Annotated in this window: 14 protein-coding genes; 10 read left to right on the top strand and 4 right to left on the bottom strand. The window is 40.8% G+C overall.

Features of this window, described 5'->3' with window-relative positions; genetic code table 11:
* Window positions 1-54: 54 nt before the first annotated feature.
* Together pheA and J7W08_RS03000 are read right to left on the bottom strand one after the other, a co-directional pair.
* Entirely contained in the window at window positions 55-909 is an 855-nt protein-coding gene (gene pheA, locus J7W08_RS03005) for a prephenate dehydratase (RefSeq protein WP_233085170.1), read from the bottom strand.
* A 48-nt stretch (window positions 910-957) separates the two neighbouring features.
* Entirely contained in the window at window positions 958-2,421 is a 1,464-nt protein-coding gene (locus J7W08_RS03000; RefSeq protein ID WP_233085169.1) for a sulfatase-like hydrolase/transferase, read from the bottom strand.
* Between the two features lie 573 nt (window positions 2,422-2,994).
* Here J7W08_RS03000 and mtaA point away from each other — a divergent pair.
* From mtaA to J7W08_RS02950, 10 genes are all read left to right on the top strand, one after another.
* Window positions 2,995-4,014, top strand: coding sequence for a methylcobamide:CoM methyltransferase MtaA (mtaA, locus tag J7W08_RS02995; RefSeq protein ID WP_233085168.1), 1,020 nt, complete (start codon window positions 2,995-2,997; stop codon window positions 4,012-4,014).
* Window positions 4,015-4,126: 112 nt separating this feature from the next.
* Window positions 4,127-5,737: a methylamine methyltransferase corrinoid protein reductive activase gene (locus J7W08_RS02990; RefSeq protein ID WP_233085167.1), complete on the top strand. Its 1,611-nt coding sequence runs from the start codon at window positions 4,127-4,129 to the stop codon at window positions 5,735-5,737.
* Between the two features lie 305 nt (window positions 5,738-6,042).
* Window positions 6,043-9,717 (top strand): PAS domain S-box protein, encoded by a 3,675-nt coding sequence (locus J7W08_RS02985; RefSeq protein ID WP_233085166.1) that lies wholly within the window; start codon window positions 6,043-6,045, stop codon window positions 9,715-9,717.
* A 151-nt stretch (window positions 9,718-9,868) separates the two neighbouring features.
* Window positions 9,869-10,633: a methanol--corrinoid protein MtaC gene (gene mtaC / locus J7W08_RS02980; protein WP_233085165.1), complete on the top strand. Its 765-nt coding sequence runs from the start codon at window positions 9,869-9,871 to the stop codon at window positions 10,631-10,633.
* Window positions 10,634-10,646: 13 nt separating this feature from the next.
* A complete protein-coding gene (mtaB, locus tag J7W08_RS02975; RefSeq protein ID WP_233085164.1) occupies window positions 10,647-12,032 on the top strand; it encodes a methanol--corrinoid protein co-methyltransferase MtaB in 1,386 nt (461 codons plus the stop codon).
* Between the two features lie 790 nt (window positions 12,033-12,822).
* On the top strand, window positions 12,823-13,593 hold the full coding sequence (mtaC, locus tag J7W08_RS02970) for a methanol--corrinoid protein MtaC (RefSeq protein ID WP_233085163.1): 771 nt from the start codon (window positions 12,823-12,825) through the stop codon (window positions 13,591-13,593).
* 12 nt (window positions 13,594-13,605) lie between these two features.
* A complete protein-coding gene (gene mtaB, locus J7W08_RS02965; RefSeq protein WP_233085162.1) occupies window positions 13,606-14,991 on the top strand; it encodes a methanol--corrinoid protein co-methyltransferase MtaB in 1,386 nt (461 codons plus the stop codon).
* 323 nt (window positions 14,992-15,314) lie between these two features.
* Entirely contained in the window at window positions 15,315-15,893 is a 579-nt protein-coding gene (locus J7W08_RS02960) for an acetate uptake transporter (RefSeq protein WP_233085161.1), read from the top strand.
* An 86-nt stretch (window positions 15,894-15,979) separates the two neighbouring features.
* Window positions 15,980-16,825, top strand: a complete 846-nt coding sequence (locus J7W08_RS02955; protein WP_233085160.1) for a cation diffusion facilitator family transporter — start codon at window positions 15,980-15,982, stop codon at window positions 16,823-16,825.
* 84 nt (window positions 16,826-16,909) lie between these two features.
* Window positions 16,910-18,826, top strand: coding sequence for a hydantoinase/oxoprolinase N-terminal domain-containing protein (locus tag J7W08_RS02950; protein ID WP_233085159.1), 1,917 nt, complete (start codon window positions 16,910-16,912; stop codon window positions 18,824-18,826).
* 103 nt (window positions 18,827-18,929) lie between these two features.
* Here J7W08_RS02950 and J7W08_RS02945 read toward each other — a convergent pair whose 3' ends face one another.
* Window positions 18,930-19,268, bottom strand: coding sequence for a P-II family nitrogen regulator (locus J7W08_RS02945; protein ID WP_233085158.1), 339 nt, complete (start codon window positions 19,266-19,268; stop codon window positions 18,930-18,932).
* A gap of 4 nt (window positions 19,269-19,272) precedes the next feature.
* Complete coding sequence (locus tag J7W08_RS02940) at window positions 19,273-20,655, bottom strand: ammonium transporter (RefSeq protein ID WP_233085157.1); 1,383 nt, start codon at window positions 20,653-20,655, stop codon at window positions 19,273-19,275.
* Window positions 20,656-20,907 lie beyond the last annotated feature (252 nt).

Below are 20,907 nucleotides of genomic sequence, written 5' to 3'. Positions count from 1 at the left end.
AAATTTCTAATATTACTACGACCATTATTCTTCCCTTTATATAAAAATATGTGTTTAGTTATCCAGAAGGTAGCCATTATAAGACCCAAGAACCTTCAGCATGGACACTTTGGAATCAATATGATATAGAGCATCTTTTATAACTGCATCGGATGTGTTACCTTCCAGATCGATATAGAACAGGTAGTCACCGAGCGAACGCTTGGATGGTCTTGACTCGATCCTTGTAAGATTTATATCCCTCTTTGCAAATTCACCAAGGATCTCATATAGCGAACCAGCTCGGTCATTCCCGATATAGACTATTACGGAGGTCTTATGAATATCAGCTTCATTGATATTGCTTTCATCCATTTCCTTATCATTTTTCCGGATAGCAATAAAACGGGTATGATTCTGCTCCCGGTCCTGAATATTTGGCATCAGTATATTGAGACCATATGCTTTTGCTGATTCTTCTGATGCAATGGCTGCCATTTCCTCGAACTCATTAGCAAGTTTGGCAGCATGTGATGTGCTTCCTGTTGTGCGTATCTCCACATCCTTGAAATGTGTCCTTATGAACTGCCTGCACTGTGCAAGTGCCTGTGGATGTGAAAGTATGATCCTGATATCAGAGATCTTGCCTTTGGATAGCAGGCAGTGCTTGATCGGTACAACAATCTCTCCTATAATAGTAACATCACTTTCAAGCAAAAGATCAAGCGTGATACCAACTGAACCTTCAATAGAATTTTCAATGGGAACGATACCCATGTCTGTTCTTCCTTCGATGACCGCGGAAAAAGTGTCAGTAATGTCATCATAGTATAACAGGGATGCTTTCCCGTCGATCCCCTGTTTTTTCATCCAGCCTTTTGCAGCTTTATCTGAGTAGGACCCTGCAGGTCCAAGTACGCCAACGATCATCGGTTAGAATGGGGTTGCTTTATAAAAATAGTTTGTGTTGCCAACATGTCATTTTTTAATTAGCCTGAAGATAATTCCCAGTCCAGCCAGGTTGATCAATATTATAAGAACAGAACCGAGCGTACGACGTATATCTTTTTGTCCGACATTCCCTGATGCTTTCGAAGCATCAGGAACCGGATCGAACCTGATAACCTGGTCGGTATCTGAATAAACGGTTCTTTTCAGGATCTCGTTTGGTTCTTCTGCTGTCTCCACCCTGATATCATACTGCTTGTTCGGCTCAAGTCCATAAAAAATATATGAATCATCTCCGGTTGTATTTGCGACCAGTTCATTGCCCCTGGAGATTGTGACAGCACCTCTTTCAGGCAGTATAATCTTAAAATTGACATAGCCCTTTGATGCGAGAGACCTGCCATTCGTAAAACGCATCTCATCAGGCAGATCAAGCACACTAAGGATGGTAGGTGCGATATCCTGCTGCCCGAACTCGCCTTCAGGGACCTCATTGTTCAGGTTTTTTGATATAACAATAAAAGGTATCCTGAGAACTTCCGGTTGACTGGCATATTTATCCGATTTGCTCCCCCCTCTTCCGTCTGCAGACTGGAATGTCATTCCGTGGTCAGAGGTTATGATCAATGCCAAATCGTTCTTTTCTGTTAATTCGTACAGTTCACCTATCATTATGTCGAGGTCTTCGATAGTATCCGCATAACCTTCACCCCTGCGATAGAGTCCTGCCGTATCCACTGCACCGACGTTGATAGTAAGGATGAACTTCTGTTCAGGATAAGTTTCATGCATCAGGTCGAGAACCTGAACTGCAGTGTCCATGGCCCAGCGGTTGTAAGCATAGTAACGTTCAATGCTACCTTCAGGATATTGTTCAATGTAGGCTGGTGCTGATTCTGCATTAATTTCCAGGGCCTCTGTTATGGATGTTTCCAGATCTTCATACTGGCTATCATACTGGAAATTTGCAATAACTTCCATCTGCGGGTCATTGATGGATGTCGTGATGTCATGTACGGCCACATCCTGTTCTGCGAGTATTTCCGGGATGTCACCTTTCTGGAGTATTCCAAAAGTAAGGTATCCATTTTTATGTGCAATGTCATAGATCGTTGCATCGGTGTAAGCAACCATTGCAGGAGTTGCTCCGGAATTTCCCGTTACGATCACTGAATGTCCGCTCTCACCTTCTGTTGAGGGGGTTAATACATTAACCACTCGCAGGCCTTTGTCTGATATCATGGAGATATTTCTGGCCACCGGCTTTTCAATGATCGCACCATCGAGTGCATAAGGGGTAAATTCAGGATAAATGTAGGATGAACCAAGTCCATCGATAATTAGAATGACTGCTCCATCTGGTGTGCTAATCGGATTGATCTCTGTCTGGGAGAGTGCGCCAGCCTGGGGTGCGATAAAGGAAACTATGAAACAAATAATTAGAAAAATCCATCCAACTTTATGAATATTATTAGATGTATGCCCGTTTTTCATCTTGTGGACAATAATTGTTCAGAATAAAATAAGTACTGTTTTTTAATTTCTGATTTGATTTTTTTATTTTTCCTTGTTATTTACAACTTTATCTGCTAATTATGCCTTGTTTTTTAACACATGATATATAAATTTATTTATTGTTCATTGTATGCATTCAATTACAAATATTAAATCAATTATTCATAGTGTCTGTTGAATTGCTTTTTCTCTAATAATTATTGAAGAAATAAAAAGTATAATTTATTGAATCGATTTGCTTTTATATTAAATTAGTAAATTGCATTTTAGACAATCATATAAAAGAGTTTCTATTCAAAAAATAGCATTTTTTTTAATAAAATTACCATTTTTACAATAATCAATAACAATAGACATTATATTTTTTAATTAAAATTAATACACATTTTACCTTTTGTCGAAAGCATTATATATTAAAGTTTATAAAAACAAATGTTTATATATTGCGAATCCAGAGTTTATTTTGAGTAAATCTGCCTAATTTGTGAGCTTTAAATTAATATTTGTTGCATCTGGCCTGACCAGATCTCAAACTGTAATGGAGTGATATAAATGACCAATCTAACCCAAAAAGAAAGATTATTGAAAGCATTAAAAAAAGAAACAGTTGACAAGATCCCTGTACTATCCGTTACGCAGACAGGTATAGAAGATCTTATGGATCAGACCGGTGCTGCATGGCCGGAAGCCCACTCAGATCCTGAAAAGATGGCAACTCTTGCTATCGCATCCCATGAGGTCTGTGGTCTGGAAGGCGTGAGGTACCCATACTGTCTTACCGTCCTTGCAGAAGCAATGGGCTGTGAGGTCAACATGGGCACAAAGGACAGGCAACCATCTGTTACTGATCACCCATATCCAAAAGGTGTTGATAACCTTGAGATGCCTGCAGACCTCTTAAAAAATGGAAGGATACCTGCTGTCCTCGAAGCATCAAAGATCATAAGGGAAAAGGTAGGAGATGATATTCCACTAATTGCAGGTATGGAAGGCCCTGTAACCCTTGCATCCGATCTTGCAAGTGTCAAAAAGTTCATGAAATGGTCGATCAAGAAACCTGATGACTTTGAGACCATCCTTGATTTTGCAACAGATGCATGCATCGAATACGCAAATGCACTGGCAGATGCAGGTGCAGATGTTATCTGTGTGCCGGATCCTGTGGCATCCCCGGATCTTATGAACCCTTCCACATTTGATGCAATGCTCAAGCCAAGGCTTGCAAGATTTGCAGAAGCTGTCAAGTGTCCGATGGTCCTACACGTCTGTGGCAATGTTACACCTATCCTTGACATGATGGCAGACTGCAAGTTTGAAGGTCTCAGCATTGAAGAGAAAGTAGCAGACCTTAAAGGTGCAATCGCAACAGCAGGTGACAGGGCAGTGATCGTAGGCAACGTCTCCAGTCCTTTCACATTGCTTGCAGGTGATGTTGCAAAGGTCAAAGAAGACTCAAAGAATGCTCTGGAAGACGGTGTTGCTGTATTAGCCCCTGGCTGTGGTATTGCACCAAAGACACCTATCGAGAACATCAAAGCACTTGTTGAAGCAAGAGACGATTTCTTTGCTTGAATAAATTGAATTAGCTAAAGGTCCTGATCATCAGGGCTTTTAACTTATTTTTAAATTTCAGCTTTAATTTCACATCATTCGATCAAGGTTGATTGATCAGGGAGTCAGTAGCATGCGAACGGGAATTGCAATAGACCTTGGAACAAGTGGTTTCAGGGCACAGAAAGTGGATCTGGATAGTGGTGAGATAAAGAGGACTGTCATTACTATGAGAAATCCTCTCCCAGGTGCAAATGTTATGGATCATCTGGATTTTGCTATGACCTATGGCCAGGACAAAGCACATGAACTTGTTATCAATGCTTTCAGGCACATTGTTGATGAACTTGACCCTGAAGATGCTGCAGTGGACAGGGTTGCCATTTGTGGAAACCCCATACAACTATCATTTTTCCAGGGAATTCCTATCGATGATCTTGCATATGCAGGCGAAAGGAAAAAACAATTGATGAACATCCAGGAGCAAGAGCGTGATGCTTCAATTGTTGACAGTGCCAATATCAAGGGTCTTGAGAACCTTGATTGCAAGGTAGTTATCCCTCCTGCGATCAAACACGAGGTCGGTGCCGATGCTCTTGCATTGATAGTCAAATCCGGGATGCTGGATTCTGACGAGATCACGATCGCGACAGATTATGGGACCAATGCAGAGATGGCACTTAAGGTGGGAAATATTATCTATACCGGCTCAGCAGCTGCGGGTCCTGCACTTGAGGGACAGGAGATCGAAGACGGAAGCATTGCACGTCCGTTCGTGATATCTGATATTGAGTTCAATAATGGAAACCTGCGAAACTTTGTCCTTGACGAAGAGATGAACACTGTACAAGGTTCCCTTGTGAACTACAAGAATGGTGATGTGGTCGAAGGAGGATCCATAAAGGCATCCGGCATCACCGGAACCGGAGTAATAGCACTTATTGATGAAGCTATGGACAATGGGATCATCCAATTGCCAAATGTAAAAACAAGCGATAAAATGCTCCACCTTCAGGACAATGTAAATTTCACAGAAAAAGACCTTGTAGAAGCAGGAAGAGCTATTGGTGCCATACGTGCAGGACACGTGACACTCTGCAATGCTGCCGGGATATCCATGGAAGATGTGCAGGTGGCTTATATGTCCGGTGCAGCAGGCACATATATGGATGCTTTGAAAGCACATCGTATCGGCATGATCCCCTACAATGTTTCAAATATCTGTCAGATAGGTAATACATCCCTGATAGTTGCAAAAGAGATACTGCTCTCCGAAGACAGGTTATGGGAACTCCAGAAAATAGCCAGGGAGATCGTTGGTACTCATGTCATGTTCGCAACCGATGAAGCTTTCAAAGAAACATATATTCTGGAACTTTCCTACTGGAACGAAGGAATGCCATTCAAGGCTCTCAAGAAGTTCCTGAAGAAAAAGGGACTTCCAACAATTGATATTGTTAAAAAAACGCCTGAGGTCGAAAAACGTGTGACGAAGGATATCCCTGATCTCGGGGATGAGGGTTTAGGTGTTCTTGAAGAAGTTGGAACATATTTAAAAATGGAAGTTGAAGGCTGCATTGATTGCCATAAATGTATGGAGATATGTCCAAATAATGCCCTTAAAGAGGAGGAACGTAATGTCAGCATACGTACAGACCTCTGCGATGGTGCGCATTGTCAGAAGTGTATTCATGCATGTCCGGAGGATGTTCTTGACTGGAATAAGCTCAAAGTGATGGGATAAAACCTGGTAAAACTAAACAATTTAGATATAAGCTCACACCTAAAAAGGTACTCAGTACTGGATATTGATCTAAAAGTAAAGGATTGGATCGAAGGAAGCTACTATAGATCATTAGATGTGAGCAATTTCAATTATTCGTTGATTTATAATAATCTTTTCGTTTCAGTAGATTATCCTAATAAAAATGTGGAAGTCATATATATTGGAGAGACCATTAGTATTGTTACACTAGATATCCAGTGAATTCAAAAGAAATAAATACGTTTGTCTTCCCACTAATAGCTAAAAAACGTACAAAACGGGAGATGTATACTATATACAATTCCAGAGTACACACAGGCTTTAAGCCTGCTAAAAAGGAGTCAATTGGATCAATTATAGGCAGTACGCCTGAATTCGATAGCGAAGCTTCTGTATTTTTTTCATGGGACCTTGAAAATGACTGGAAGATCCTGGATGTTTCTGACAATGTCTCTCTTTTTGGATATACTGTTGAAGAATGCCTGGATGAAAGATTCTCATATTCCGATCTTGTTCACCCTCATGACCTGGATCGAGTATTCTCCGAGCTGCAAATTTATCGAGAACTTGAAGGGACCTCCTCTTTTGTCCAGAACTACAGAATATTGGCAAAAGATGGTTCTGTAGCGAATGTAAAAGTACTTAATACTCTAACAATTACTGCTGATGGGGCGGTTGGATCAGCCTATGGTTTCATGATAGAAATGACAAGCTTATCAAATATTGCTCATTCAAATAATGCAAGTTTTTATTTAGAATCAATTATCGATTCGCTAAAAGAATCTATTTTAATAATAGGTAATGATTTTGAGGTTATCTATGCGAACGATTCTTTCTATGAATTATTCAAAGTTGGACCTGAAGATGTAATTGGTAAAAATGCAAGAAAGTTTGCTCAGTTCAGGCAAGATTCCCCTGAGCTCTTTAGTAAATTAAAAGATGTCTGTGCGGAAGGAAAACCTGTCAAGAATCTCGAATTCACATATACTTTTAGCAACGTTGGGATGCGAACGATCTCGTTGAATGTAAATCGTCTTTCTTTGTCCGCCGATGATGGATGTCTGTTGTTTGTAGCATTTGAAGATATCACTGAACTGAAAAAAGCAGAAGAACTGCTCTCATCTGAAGAAAAATATGCTTCACTCGTTGAAAAAGGAACTGAGGGCATAATTGTTGTTCGGGATGATATCATAAAGTATGCTAACACGAAATTCTGTGAACTTAGGGGGCTGCAAAAAGAAGATATAATAGGTTCAGATCTCTTTTCCCATATTCCTACTGAATATCATCGAATGATCTCAATAAAGATAAAAAAATGGATGGCCAGTAAAAAGAAGGATCCTAAAAGTTATGAGGTAAACATCTTTTCAAAAGATGAAGAGAACATACCGGTGGAAATTACAGCCTCCCATGGCGACTATGGAGGAGAACCCGGCCTAATCATAACGATTAATGATATTCGTGAAAAAAGAAAAGCAAAGGAAGCCCTTATCGATACTGAGAAAAACTTCAGACTCATCTTTGAGAAATCTCCAATGGGAATTGTTCGTTTTGATCAGAAAGGCACCATCACCAACTCCAACGAAGTATTCGATGAATTATTCAATCATCTTCATGAAAATGTGCTAGGACAGAGTTTATTTGATTTCCTGAAAGATGACAAAATAAGACAGGGTCTTAATGATGTACTTACTGGAAAATCCAATAATTTTGAATCAGAGACCCAACTTAAAAAAGATAACAATTCACTGATACTTCGTTTGAATCTAAGTTCATTGATCGTAGATGGCTTCCCTCAAGGAGGAATGGCCATCTTTGACGATGTAACACTTCACAAGATGGGAGAAGAGTCCCTTCAGCAAAATGAAAACCGTCTCAAAATACTTCTTGAACTTAGCCAGATGGCGGATGATGATGTATCCAGTATCATTAGATTTGCCCTTCGGTCGGCCCTGGACCTAACACAAAGCAGTGAAGGATATATTATACGATTCGGAGATAATGGGATACCTGATCTTTGTTTGTCTCTTTTAAAAGATGAAGAAGGCCAGTATGATTTCAATGAAGAAAGTATTAATTGTTCTTCTGATCTAAAAAGAACCATTAAAGAAAACGGTTCAACAGGCAAACCTTTATTCTCTAACATTCTGACAGACCACAATAATAGATCTGATATATCAGGAAAAGCAGTGCATCGCATAGAACTCCCGTTTTATGATGGCAGTTCGATCAAATTTGTGCTGGGTGTCGAAAATAAGGATACAGCATACAATTATCTTGACACACATAACCTCAAACTGCTTCTGCAATCTATGTGGAAACTGATCATTCACAGGGAAGCGAATGAAGCATTAGAGGCTTCAGAGGAAAAGTATTCAACCCTTGTTGAAAGAGGAAATGATGGCATCATTATTATTCAGGATGGCATGCTTAAATTTGCCAATCCAATGTTCTGTGAGATCGTGGGATTGTCCCCTGACAAAGTACATGATACAAAATTTACCAGATACATTTCACCTGAATACATAAGAATGGTAGAGAAATTATTATCGAAGATACTGGAAAAGAAAAAGAGCATAAGTCGTAGATCTGAAATTATTCTAATGGGGAAGAGTAGAGGATCCATTCCAGTTGAGATTACCACTTCCCGCATTGACCACAATGGTAAACCTTCAATAATGACAATCATTCATGATATAACCAAACCGAAAGAAAAAGAGCGGGAATTACTCGAAACTCTGGAAGTTCAAAAGGTTTTGCAGGCTGTAATAAAAAGCAGTCCGGCCGTTGTTTTCTTCTGGGGTTCCCAATCAGAATGGCCTGTGGAGTTCGTTTCTGAAAATATCGAAAAGTTTGGTTACTCCCCGGAGGAATTTATTTCAGGGAAGTTGAATTATAGTGATATTATTCACCCATCAGATTCTGAGAGGGTGCACGCATATTTTGACAGGAAGAATTATGAAGGTACATCGGAATATCGTATCGAGTATCGTATAATAACAAAAACCGGAGATGTGCGCTGGGTAGAGGAAAGATCAACTCCCCAATATGATGAAGAAGGAAAGCTTGCTCATATCCAGGGTATAATAATAGACATCACTGAACGTAAAAGGATCGATCAGTTCCTTAATATTGAATCTGAGGTGGGAAACCTGTTCACCCCATCCAGAGACCTTCAGGAAACATTTGACCAACTTCTGGAGTTCTCTTTACACATAAAGGGCCTTGATTGTGGTGCCCTTTATATTGTTGACAAGAACAATGGTGATCTCAACCTCGTATCCAATAATGGACTTTCAGAAGAATTTGTGAAAACGTATTCCCACTATGGCCCGGATTCCATACAAAATAGGTTCTTCCTAACAGGTTATCCGCTCTATAAACTTTATTCAGAGATATTTCCACTGACACGTCATGATAAGCGGGTGGATGAAGGACTTCTTGCTACTGCAGTTATTCCTGTAAAGTACCGGGAAGAGATAGTAGCAGTTCTTTTCCTTGCGTCTCATGACGAATACGACATATCCTATGATGTTCATACATCAATTGAGACCATTGCTGCACAGATAGGCTCTATAATAGGTCGTATTGAAACCGAGGTTGACCTCCAGAAGAACCAGAACGATCTGAAATTACTTCTGGACAGCATTAATGATCTCATATTTGTCCTTGATAACGAAGGATGCGTTCTTTATACAAACGAAAGCGTGACAGGCAAACTTGGTTATTCAAAAGAAGAAATTACAGGCATGAATTTCATCAAAATGCATCCTCACAATAAAGTACTGGATGTAGCAAATTACTTTAGTGAGGCTGTTTCAGGTAAAGAGACTGTGTTTACACTTCCTCTACTAACCAACACAGGGATGGCAATTTCCGTTGAAACAAGATTGAATAAAGGTATCTGGAACAAACAGGAAGCATTAGTAGCTGCCTGTCGTGAGGTGAATAGAATCTGATATCTGGCGAATCAAATAGCTTTAAAATAAAATATTAAAATTAGTTCAATTAAATTTATATCTTACCTTAAAGAGTCTTATTTATTAATTGATATCTGTTAATTATTATAAGCTGGACCATAGATCAGTGATATTTATGGAGGAGTAATTGGTGATCGACATAAATCCTCAACGTACATTGGTGCGATATAATGTTAAAGTAGAACAGGAAATGACTCCTGAAGAAGTTGCAGAGAATCTATTCCCAAAAGATGAAGCCATACGTGAAGTTGCAAGAGCTGTTTTTGAAGGAGATGAAGATGAAGTTGTTGAAAGTCTTCAGAATGCGATAGCTAAAGGCAAAAATCCTTTATCCCTGATAAACGATGCACTCATGGTAGGAATGGAAATTGTATCCGAACTTTACGATGACAATATGCTCTATCTTCCTGATGTTATTATCTCAGCTCAGGCAATGATCGAAGGAATTGAGTTCTGCAAAGAGCAATCGGGACAGGAGCATGAGTATAGAGGCAAGATCGTTTCCTATGTTGTAGAAGGTGACATACATGACATTGGCAAGAAGATCGTAACAGTGCTTCTCAGGGCAAAAGGCTATGAGGTCATTGATCTTGGAAAAGATGTTCCTGTAGAAGAGGTAATAGCTGCTGTGAAAAGGGAAAAACCGATCATGCTTACCGGAACCGCCCTTATGACAACTACTATGTCTGCATTTAAGGATGTAAATTCCCGCCTTCTTGATAGTGATATTAATGTTCCTGTTGTATGTGGAGGGGGAGCAGTTACACAGGATTTCATTTCGCAGTACGATCTTGGCCTCTACTGTGAGGAAGCAGCAGACGTTCCAAAGATCGCAGATGCTATACTGAAAGGATTTGATGTTGAACGCCTCAGGAAGGAGTTCCATAAACATTGATGGTGGTTAATTTATGGATATAAAACGTTATACAAAAATGGCATACGATGATTTTGAGGACATGGTCTTCGGACATTCCCTTTATCCCATAAGTACTGGCTTTGATCTTGAGATCGGAGCCGGTTATACTTCTGCAGAAGTGAATTATGCACCCCGGCCATCCTCAGGAGAATCTAAAGAGAAACTTGTCGCAGAATATGAAAAGATCACAACTGATATCCTTCAAAGGATGGTTCAGGTGGGCTTTCCTTCTGTAGTGCTTGAGACCGAACATGTTCTTCAGATGACCACTAATCCTGAATGGGGAGCAGAGGTCGCACATGCTCAGAAGACCATCATGGAAGAATATTACGATGAATATGGTATCAAATGTGCATTGCGCAATACTCTTGCCGATATCCGCGGAGGTCGTGAAAGTCTTGACCTGCGTGGAGATCCTTATGATGTTCTTATGGAATCTTTTGAACAGGTGGCGTCCAGCGGTGCGGATATGCTTTCGATCGAATCACTTGGAGGAAAAGGTGCTTTTGACTCCGCGATCCTGCGTAACGACATACCTGGAATTTTGTTCTCAATAGGAATTCTTGGAACTCTTGATGTTGAGTTCATCTGGTCCGAGATCAGCAGCATTGCAAAGAAACACAATGTTATTGCTGCAGGAGATACCGATTGTGCCCAAGCGAACACTGCTATGTTCATTGCAGGAGGTCTCCTTGAAAGGAAACTTGCTCATACGATGGCTATAGTTGCAAGAGCTATATCTGCGCCAAGGTCTCTTGCTGCATACGAGGCAGGAGCAGTCGGACCAGGAAAGGATTGTGGTTACGAGAATACGATCATAAAGGCAATTACAGGTTACCCCATTTCACAGGAAGGAAAGGCTTCCACCTGCGCTCATTCGGATCTGATGGGCAATCTTGTCATGCAGTGCTGTGATCTCTGGTCTAATGAGTCTGTAGAATATCACGGCGAATTTGGTGGTACAAGTGTCCAGTGCTGGGGTGAAACACTATCCTATGATTGCTCAATGTTGAATACGGCTATTGAAGCTGGTTATGGAAAAGTCTTTAGGGATGTACTTATGGTTTCGGATCGTTACCGTGATCCTCAGGCCTTCATGCTTGCATTTGATAATGCGTACAGGATAGGAGAAGCCATCGTAAAGGATGGGAATGACATCTATTTACGTTCCAGGAACGCTGCAATTGAAGCCTGTGATATTATTGAAGGAGGTTCAAAGGGACAGTTAGAACTTTCCAAGTTCGAGAAAGCATCTCTGGCAAATGCTACTAAGATACTTAATTCCCTTACCGATGAAAAAGATGTTTTTATTGAAGAGCAAATGGACAAATTCAAAGCTGAAATGCCTGAATTCAGACCTGAAAATTATGGTTATTAAAAAAATATCTTCTCATTTTCTACTTTTTCTTTTAAATTATGGCACAATCTTTCTTTTTATAATTGCGGTACAGTGTTATTTCCTGCTGATCAAGATAATCTTTTTGTCAAGTCAAAGGTTGCGCAGAGATTTGCTATTTAAGTGTTATGGCATACCATAGAGTTACCAATCATTAATTATTATTATAAAAGATCAATTATATTTGCATAACCATACCAATCTTTACAAAATATTTCTATATTAATATTCCACGATTTGTTTGTTTTTTGTTTATTCTGCCTAATGTTAGTGCTTTTAATATCAGTCAATAGTAAATTAATAAGTTATAAGTCATATAAATATATCGATAATTTTGTATAGAGTTTATAAACATAAGGATTACTTTAAGTCTATTATCGAGATCAATAGACGTTAATTTTCATATTAAATTTGTTTGACCATATCAACGGTTGAGAGATACATATATATATGAGTTCATGTTAAACGAACTAAAATAATGTTATATAAGAATATCTATACATTATAATGTTATATTTTTTATTAATGGTAAATTTTGAACTAATTTTCATAATCAATAGATGGTTTTTATTTTTTAATTTAACTATTGGAAATAATTCGAATTATGAGGTATACTTATATAGTAAAAATAGCAAATAAATATGTTTATATACGTAAATACCAGACGTTTTATTAGGATTTCAGGTTGAAATCTTATGGATTGGATCGAAGGCGATCTTCTAAATTTAGAATGTTCGTCTCAATACATAAAAAAGAACAAAGGAAGCAAAACATGACCAGTCTCGATATAGACCCCAGTGAAATTCTGGTAAGGTACAATGTGAAAATGGAAAAGGCAATGACGCCTGAAGACGCTGCAGCTGAACTCTATCCAAAGGAAGAGTTATTCAGACCAATTGCAGAAGCTATCTTTGAAGGCGAGGAAGACGACGTTATCGAAGGCCTTGAAGCTGCAATCGCTGCAGGCAAGGATCCAATTGCATTGATCGACGATGCTCTCATGGTAGGTATGAAGGTTGTTACAGATCTGTATGACCAGGGTATCATTTTCCTACCAAACGTTATGATGTCTGCAGATGCAATGCTCGATGGTATCGACTTCTGTAAGGATCAGTCTGACGAAGCACCTGTTTCAAAGGGTAAGGTTGTATGCCACGTAGCAGAAGGAGATGTACACGACATTGGAAAGACCATCGTTGCTGCTCTTCTTCGAGCAAACGGCTATGAAGTAGTTGACCTGGGACGTGACGTTCCTGTGGATGAAGTTATCGAGGCTGTCAAAGCTGAGAACCCAATCATGCTTACAGGTACCGCACTGATGACAACAACAATGTACGCTTTCAAGGCTGTCAACGACAGGCTTCTTGAAGCAGGTCTTAAGGTCCCATTCGCCTGTGGCGGTGGAGCAGTTAATCAGGACTTTGTTGCTACCTATGATCTGGGGGTCTACGGTGAAGAAGCTGCTGACGCACCAAAGATGGCAGATAAGATCGTTGCCGGTGCAAGTATTAGCGCACTGAAAGAGGAATTCCATAAACACTAAGAGGTGAGAAAAATGGCAATCAACAGATATACAAAGATGGCATACGGCAGTGCAGATGAAATGGTCTTCGGTCATTCCAAATTCCCTGTAAAGGCAGGACTTGGCCTTGAGATCGGTGGCGGATACACAACCCCTGAAGTTAACTATGCTCCAAGACCTGAAGCAGGTGCATCAAAGGAGAAACTCGTCAAGGAATACCAGAGGATCACCACAGATATCATGAACCGCATGGTTCAGGTAGGGTTCCCATCTGTAGTACTTGAAACAGAACACGTTGAACAGATGACCAACAACCCAACATGGGGAGGAGAGGTCGCACACGCACAGAAGGAAATCATGGAAGAGTTCCACGATGAATACGGTATCAAATGTGCATTGAGACACACACCTGGTGACATCCGTGAAGACCGTGACTTCCTTGAGCTTAGAGGTGACAAGTTCAACACCCTCATGGAATCATTCGAAGAAGTAGCATCAAACGGTGCAGACCTGTTATCAATTGAAACAATGGGTGGTAAGGAAGTATTCGACTACTCCATCCTTAGGAACGATGTTCCTGGTATGCTCTACGCAATTGGCTGCCTGGGCACCATTGATATGGACTTCATCTGGCAGGAGATCGCCAGTGTTGCAAAGAAGAACAATGTTGTTGCAGCCGGTGACACTGACTGTTCCGAAGCAAACACTGCAATGTTCATTGCAGGTGGTCTGCTCGACAAGAACCTTGCTCACACACTTGCTATCATTGCAAGAGCAATCTCAGCACCAAGATCACTCGCAGCATACGAGGCAGGAGCTCTAGGTCCAGGTAAGGACTGTGGATATGAGAACACCATCGTAAAATCAATTGCTGGTGTCCCAATCGCACAGGAAGGTAAGAGTTCAACCTGCGCACACTCTGATGTAATGGGCAACCTTGTCATGCAGTGCTGTGACCTCTGGTCCAACGAATCAGTAGAATACCACGCTGAATTCGGTGGAACCTCTGTCCAGTGCTGGTCAGAATCCCTTGCATATGACTGTGCTTTAATGAACACAGCAACTGCAACAGGAAAAGCAAAGGATCTCAGAGACCTGTTCACACTTTCCGACAAGTTCAGGGATCCACAAGGCTATGTGCTTGCATATGACAATGCATACCGCGTTGGTGAAGCAATTGTCAAAGACGGAAATGACATATATCTCCGTGCAAAGAACGCTGCACTCAAATCCATAGAGATCATGGAAGAGGGCATGGCTGGCAAGCTCGAGCTCACAAGATTCGAGAAGGGTGCACTCGCAGATGCAAAGGAAGCACTGTCCGCACTTACAGACGACCAGGACACCTTCATGAGCGACTCCATGGCAAAGTACAAGGAAGAAGTCAAGGTATTCCTGCCTGAGAACTACGGTCTCTAAGCAGATTACTGGAAATTTCTCCCAGACGTGGACTGTAGCCCCGGATCTTTCGGGGCTACTTTTCATCACCTTGTATTACAGACGTTTTTAAACCCCTTTACTAACTACGGTAACACCCTTTCCCTAAAGCAAACAAACAGACAGGAGGCGATACCCAGGAATTTACAAACTCCTTTATCTCCTTTAAATTATTGGTTTATATTTTTAATGAGCGAGGTTTCGCGTTATAATTTATTGTGACTTATATTTATTCACAACTCTACATATTAATTATTGGTAGTTTACAACATCCATTATTACAATAAAACAGGAAGTGATCATCTTTGACAGACGAAAATTTAAGAAGTATAGTTGATAATACAGCAGACTTTGCCCCTCTCGGATTTATGGGACTTGGTCTTGCTGCTACAATGCTTGGCCTGATGGGGTCAGGATTCTTCGCAGATGCTACAATGGTAGTCTCAATGTCCATATTCCTTGGTGGCTTTGCACAGGTATTTGCAGGTATGCAGGGCTGGAAAAAAGGCGATGTTTTCGGAGCAACAGCATTCTCAGCTTTTGGCCTATTCTGGTTTTCCTTTGCGTTCATACTAATGTCTACAGGTCTTGCAGGAGGAGTACTCGGTGCAGCCAGTGCAGCATCCGTTGGTTTTTACCTTCTGATATGGGGCATGGTTTCCCTGGTATTATTGCTTGTTACGTTTAAGATCGGTGTCAAGGCAATAATTGTGGTATTCATTACACTCACACTGACATTCTTCCTGAATGCAGCAGCAAACTTTGGAATTGGAATTGGCTCTCTGGCAGGTTACATGACCTTATTACTTGGTCTTTGTGCAATGTACACCTCACTTGCACTTGTAGCGAATTCAGTATTTGGCAAGACAGTTGCACCTCTATAATCACGGTGCAAAAAATAGATACTTTCAAGTTTCCAGCCGGTCACCTGATCGGTTGTTACTTGATCTGAAAAAATGAAGGGATCAATATGTGGACGATCTATTCAATAAAGGGAATATCATTTGCCTTCCTTTTAGTTTACCTGGCAATTGCAATTCTTGAATTAACTATAGGAATTTATGCGGGTCTCTCTGCAATTGAATCAATTGGATATTATTCGCTGTTTATTTGTACAATCGGATCTGCCAGAATATTTGTTCCACAGATAGTTTCTCAGTTTACTGACAGAGATCATCCATATGGATACAAAAAATATGGTTCATTGATGTCTCTTTTTGTTGCCTTAATGTTTGTTCTGTTTGGCATCTATATTCTAAAAACGATAATCACAGCTATATCAGTAGATAATTATTACAAATTTTATCCATTTATACTTGCCACATTGTTTGTTGCAATCATTCTTGATATTTTAATATTAAAAAACAAAAAAGAAGATTCGGCCTTAGGGCTAAAAGATATTTTAACTCCATCTCTGGTGGAAACCGACCTTTTATTATCAATTGTAGTTGCAGGGATCCTGATATCCGGAACTATCTATCCACTGGCAGAGATCCTGGTCGTATTTCTTATCGTTGCATTTCTTTTTAAGGAGTGTGCATCCATCATTGTCGAATCCAGTAATACATTATGTGATGGCTGTAGGCTAGATGAAAATGCTGTCTGCAGAATAGTGAATTCGATAGATGGAGTGGAGGATTGCTATATGGTTCGTGCGCATGGAGCTTCGCAGAGCATTTTTGTTGACCTACGTGTTAAAGTATTGTCTGATATGCATATCAGGGACACACAGCGTTTGGTGGCACGCATCGAAAGTGATCTGAAAAGAACTTATAGAGGAGTTTCGGACGTATTTGTTCACGTCGAGCCTCTATAATGTTTCTATTAGCGATCTGAATTTCCGTTTCAAATTGGACCCGGAAATTCAGATCGTTATGAGCAGAGATAAAGGTGAAAAATAATGCAATATAGTTTGGGCATTGATGCAGGCGGAACATATACGGATGCGATCCTTGTAAGGGATTCTAACAGGTCAGTTGTAACTTCCAATAAGGCACTGACAACATATCCTGATCTGATCGAGGGAATTCAGAATGCAATTGATGGTATCGATGAAGAATACCTGAAAAAAGTAAAACTTGTATCACTCTCCACAACACTTGCCACAAATACTGTTCTTGAAGATACCGGCTATCCGGTAGCCCTTATTCTTGCAGGTGATCATAATATTGAAAAGGATTTCCCAACGAATGATATCATTTTTGTTTCAGGTGGCCATGACCATATGGGAGAAGAAATGGCACCTTTGGATATAGAAGCTGTGAAGAACTTCGTCCTGAGGGTCAAGGATAATGTCTCAGCTTTTGCTGTATCCGGACATTTTAGCATACGCAATCCTGAGCATGAACTCCGGGTAAAGGAGATGATCACAAAACTCACAGGTAAACCGGTAGTATGTGGACATGAACTTTCCCAGGATATAGGTGCCTATGAGAGATCAGTAACAGCTTATCTTAACGCACAATTACTCCCTGTTGGAAAACATTTCATTAATGCAATAATATCCGAAATGAAGAGAAGGCAGATGGATGCAAGGCTCATCATGCTCAAATGCGATGGTTCTGTTGTTGGTATCAGAGACGCGCTGGAAAGACCCATCGAAACGATATTCTCAGGTCCTGCTGCAAGTCTGATCGGTGCCTCCTATCTTTCTGATATTGATACATGCGCTGTCATAGATGTTGGTGGTACAAGTACTGACGTTTCCATGCTTTGTGAAAACGTTCCAGACCTCAGTGAAGCAGGTGCAATTGTTGGTGGCTGGCAGACAAAGGTCAAGGCAATTCATATGGAAACATCTGCAATGGGTGGTGACAGTCATATCTGGACTAAGGACAAAAACATGTACATAGGTCCCAGAAGAGTAGAACCTTTATGCCTTGCTGCTGTTAAATATAAAGGGTTTCTCGAAAAATTAAAGAGAATTGTAGTTCCTTCTCGCAGGCTTTTTGATGAGAATATCCAGCCAACCAAGTTCTTTGTAAGAACCAACCATGAGATCGTTGAACTGACAGAGAATGAAGAGATGGTCCTATCCTTGATAGGCATAGATCCTGTTTCGTTCGATGATATGAGTACCAGGCTTAAAAAACCTCCATCTTCCTTTATATTGAGCTCTCTCATAAAGAAAAGATTAATCCAGGCCATCGGTTTTACACCAACAGATGTACTGCATGTTCTTGGTGAGTACAATGAATGGAACTCAGAGGCATCCAAATTGGGTGCGGATGTCATTGCAAAGCTGAATAATACCGGTAAATATGAGCTTTCTGCCTCTCTGAAAAAAAGATTTGCCAGGAACATGTCACTTGAATTGATGTCTTATATCCTTCCAGGAGTGGACCGTTCAGGAATTGAAAAGATCGTTGATGGAAAGTTCAAGGCAAAGTTCGACGTCGAAATTCCAGTAATACTTCTTGGAGGGCCTGTAATAGCCTATAAGGATGATGTCAGATCTTTCATAAACGCTGACGTGATAGTTCCGGATCATGCTGAAGTGGGTAATGCTGCAGGTGCTCTTTTTGGCAAAGGCATCAAAAGGATCGAGATTATGATAAAACCGGTGTCATTGAACGATCCAGATAGGGATTTCTTTGTATTCTCTCCTGACGGAAGGCTAAAGTTTGACACATACGTACAGGCATTAACTTTTGCTAACGATCATGGCAGATCGATGGCCTATAGCTACATGAGTGAATGTGGTATTCGGGAAAGTAACGTTAATGTAACGGTAACGGAAAAGCATGTTTCACCGGAAGGATGGCATCATCCACCGATGGAGTCAAAAATAACTTTTGTTGGTGTCGGCATTATTTGAATTTGAATGAAGAAAAGTTTGATATGTATTCCCAAAAGAAGCAAGATTTGTAACCTATTATAATAAAATAGGTATGATCAAAATAAATATAAAGGGATGCACTTTAGAGTGCATCCCCATCTGTTTCGCCTGTGCGTATCCGAATAGCTCTTTCGACAGGGTAGATGAATATCTTTCCATCACCAACTTCACCCGTTGAAGCGTTCTCCATGATGATCCCGACCACTTCATCGACCTTTGCTTCTGGAACCACGATCTCAACCTTGATCTTGGGTAACAGGTCTACGCAATATTCACGTCCTCTCCACTGATGGATCATTCCTCTCTGTTTACCACGGCCTGTAACATCCGTTATGGTCATGCTCTCGAATTTTGCATTCTCCAGTGCAGCCTTAACATCATGTATCTTCGTGGGCCTTATGATCGCTTCTATCTTCTGCATTCTATCAGGCCTCCTCTCTGCTCAGAACATACTCAGGATATGCCCTGATACCATGTTCGACCTGGTCAAGGCCTGCGATCTCATCTCCTGCAGAGACACGGATCCCTATTGCAAGGTCAATTATCTTGAATACAATATAGGAAATTCCAAATCCCCATATGATACTCAAGACCATTCCTATGAACTGGATGACGAACTGGCCATATCCCCCATAGATCAAACCTAATCCTTCTGCTGCATATACTGCATCGGAAAGAATACCGTTCCCCATTCCTATTGAGAATATTCCCACTGCTAATAGCCCCCAGCTTCCTGCATAACCGTGTACTGCAATAGCACCTACAGGATCGTCTACCTTCAGGACAGTCTCATTGAACATTACTCCTTTGTAGACAACAATTCCTCCTACAAGTCCGATAACCAGTGCTGCCCAGTTGTTAACTGAACCGCATGGTGCTGTAATTGCCACAAGACCTGCGAGGAGACCGTTTGCAGTAAGTGAGGGGTCGGGTTTCCCCGTCTTGATCCAGGTGATCAGCATCACAGCTACTGCACCTGCAGCTGCTGAGATGAATGTGTTTGCAATCACCAGATTCATGTATGGATCATTACCGTCAAGTGTACTTCCTCCGTTGAAACCTATCCATCCCACTGCCAGGATAAGAGTTCCGAGGAATGCAAATGTAAGGTTGTGGCCTGGAATAGCTACTGGCTTTCCATTTCTGAACTTACCTATCCTGGCACCTACAAGCATCACTCCTGCAAGAGCAGAATAACCACCTATTGAGTGTACTACTCCGGATCCTGCAAAGTCATGGAATCCCACACCAGCGAATTTTACTATGGGGCTTTCAACACCTGCGAGAAGTGCTTTGTCAGCACCGCTCCAGACCCAGTGACCGTATACCGGATAGATAAATGCTACAAGTGCAATCGTGTATATAAGGTAAGCTTTCAGGTCAGTTCTTTCTGCCATTGCCCCGGAAACTATGGTTGCTCCGGTTGCTGCGAACACCATCTGGAACCACCAGCTGTTCCAGAGGGCATTGTCTGCTCCTTTAAGGAAGAACTGGTCGATGCCTATCAGTCCTGCTGCATCGGCACCATACATGATACCCCATCCCACTGCCCAGTATACCAGAATACCAAGGCATATGGTCATGAAGTTCTTCATGAGAATATTGGCAGTGTTCTTGGACCGTGTAAGTCCGACCTCTACCAGTGAAAATCCTGCATGCATCAGGAACACTATTGCTCCTGCAACAAGCAGCCAGACAAATGTCAATGCTGTTTCCAGATCAGCAATTGCCTGTGCGTTTCCATCCACTGTTGCAGCGGATGCTGTTAATGTAGTTGCTGTAAAAATGATGAAAAGTGCCAGCAACATCAGGCAGGCACATTTCGTCTATCCTTTTCCTAAATTTATCATCTATTGTAACTCCTGTACCTTCGATCCAATTAGGCACACGGAATCTTACTGTATATTTAATATTATTTAAAATTAACTATTAATTGGGGCTTGCCCATAAAGTCCCTTACTTTGCGGTCAACTACCTTACTTTATAGTCAAATCGTATGTCTGCAAGCAATTTCCTACTATTGTAAGAATAAAAAATTATCATTTGGGTTGTAAAATATG

Source organism: Methanococcoides orientis (assembly GCF_021184045.1).
Lineage (GTDB): Archaea > Halobacteriota > Methanosarcinia > Methanosarcinales > Methanosarcinaceae > Methanococcoides > Methanococcoides orientis.
Note: the sequence above shows the minus strand (reverse complement) of the source record. Positions and strands in the feature narration are given on the sequence as shown.

Excerpts from the sequence above, each read along its gene's own strand:
- pheA (WP_233085170.1), bottom strand. The coding sequence starts at position 909 with ATGATCGTTGGCGTACTTGGACCTGCAGGGTCCTACTCAGATAAAGCT.
- J7W08_RS03000 (WP_233085169.1), bottom strand. The coding sequence starts at position 2,421 with ATGAAAAACGGGCATACATCTAATAATATTCATAAAGTTGGATGGATT.
- mtaA (WP_233085168.1), top strand. The coding sequence starts at position 2,995 with ATGACCAATCTAACCCAAAAAGAAAGATTATTGAAAGCATTAAAAAAA.
- J7W08_RS02990 (WP_233085167.1), top strand. The coding sequence starts at position 4,127 with ATGCGAACGGGAATTGCAATAGACCTTGGAACAAGTGGTTTCAGGGCA.
- J7W08_RS02985 (WP_233085166.1), top strand. The coding sequence starts at position 6,043 with ATGTATACTATATACAATTCCAGAGTACACACAGGCTTTAAGCCTGCT.
- mtaB (WP_233085164.1), top strand. The coding sequence starts at position 10,647 with ATGGATATAAAACGTTATACAAAAATGGCATACGATGATTTTGAGGAC.
- mtaC (WP_233085163.1), top strand. The coding sequence starts at position 12,823 with ATGACCAGTCTCGATATAGACCCCAGTGAAATTCTGGTAAGGTACAAT.
- mtaB (WP_233085162.1), top strand. The coding sequence starts at position 13,606 with ATGGCAATCAACAGATATACAAAGATGGCATACGGCAGTGCAGATGAA.
- J7W08_RS02955 (WP_233085160.1), top strand. The coding sequence starts at position 15,980 with ATGTGGACGATCTATTCAATAAAGGGAATATCATTTGCCTTCCTTTTA.
- J7W08_RS02950 (WP_233085159.1), top strand. The coding sequence starts at position 16,910 with ATGCAATATAGTTTGGGCATTGATGCAGGCGGAACATATACGGATGCG.
- J7W08_RS02945 (WP_233085158.1), bottom strand. The coding sequence starts at position 19,268 with ATGCAGAAGATAGAAGCGATCATAAGGCCCACGAAGATACATGATGTT.
- J7W08_RS02940 (WP_233085157.1), bottom strand. The coding sequence starts at position 20,655 with ATGTTGCTGGCACTTTTCATCATTTTTACAGCAACTACATTAACAGCA.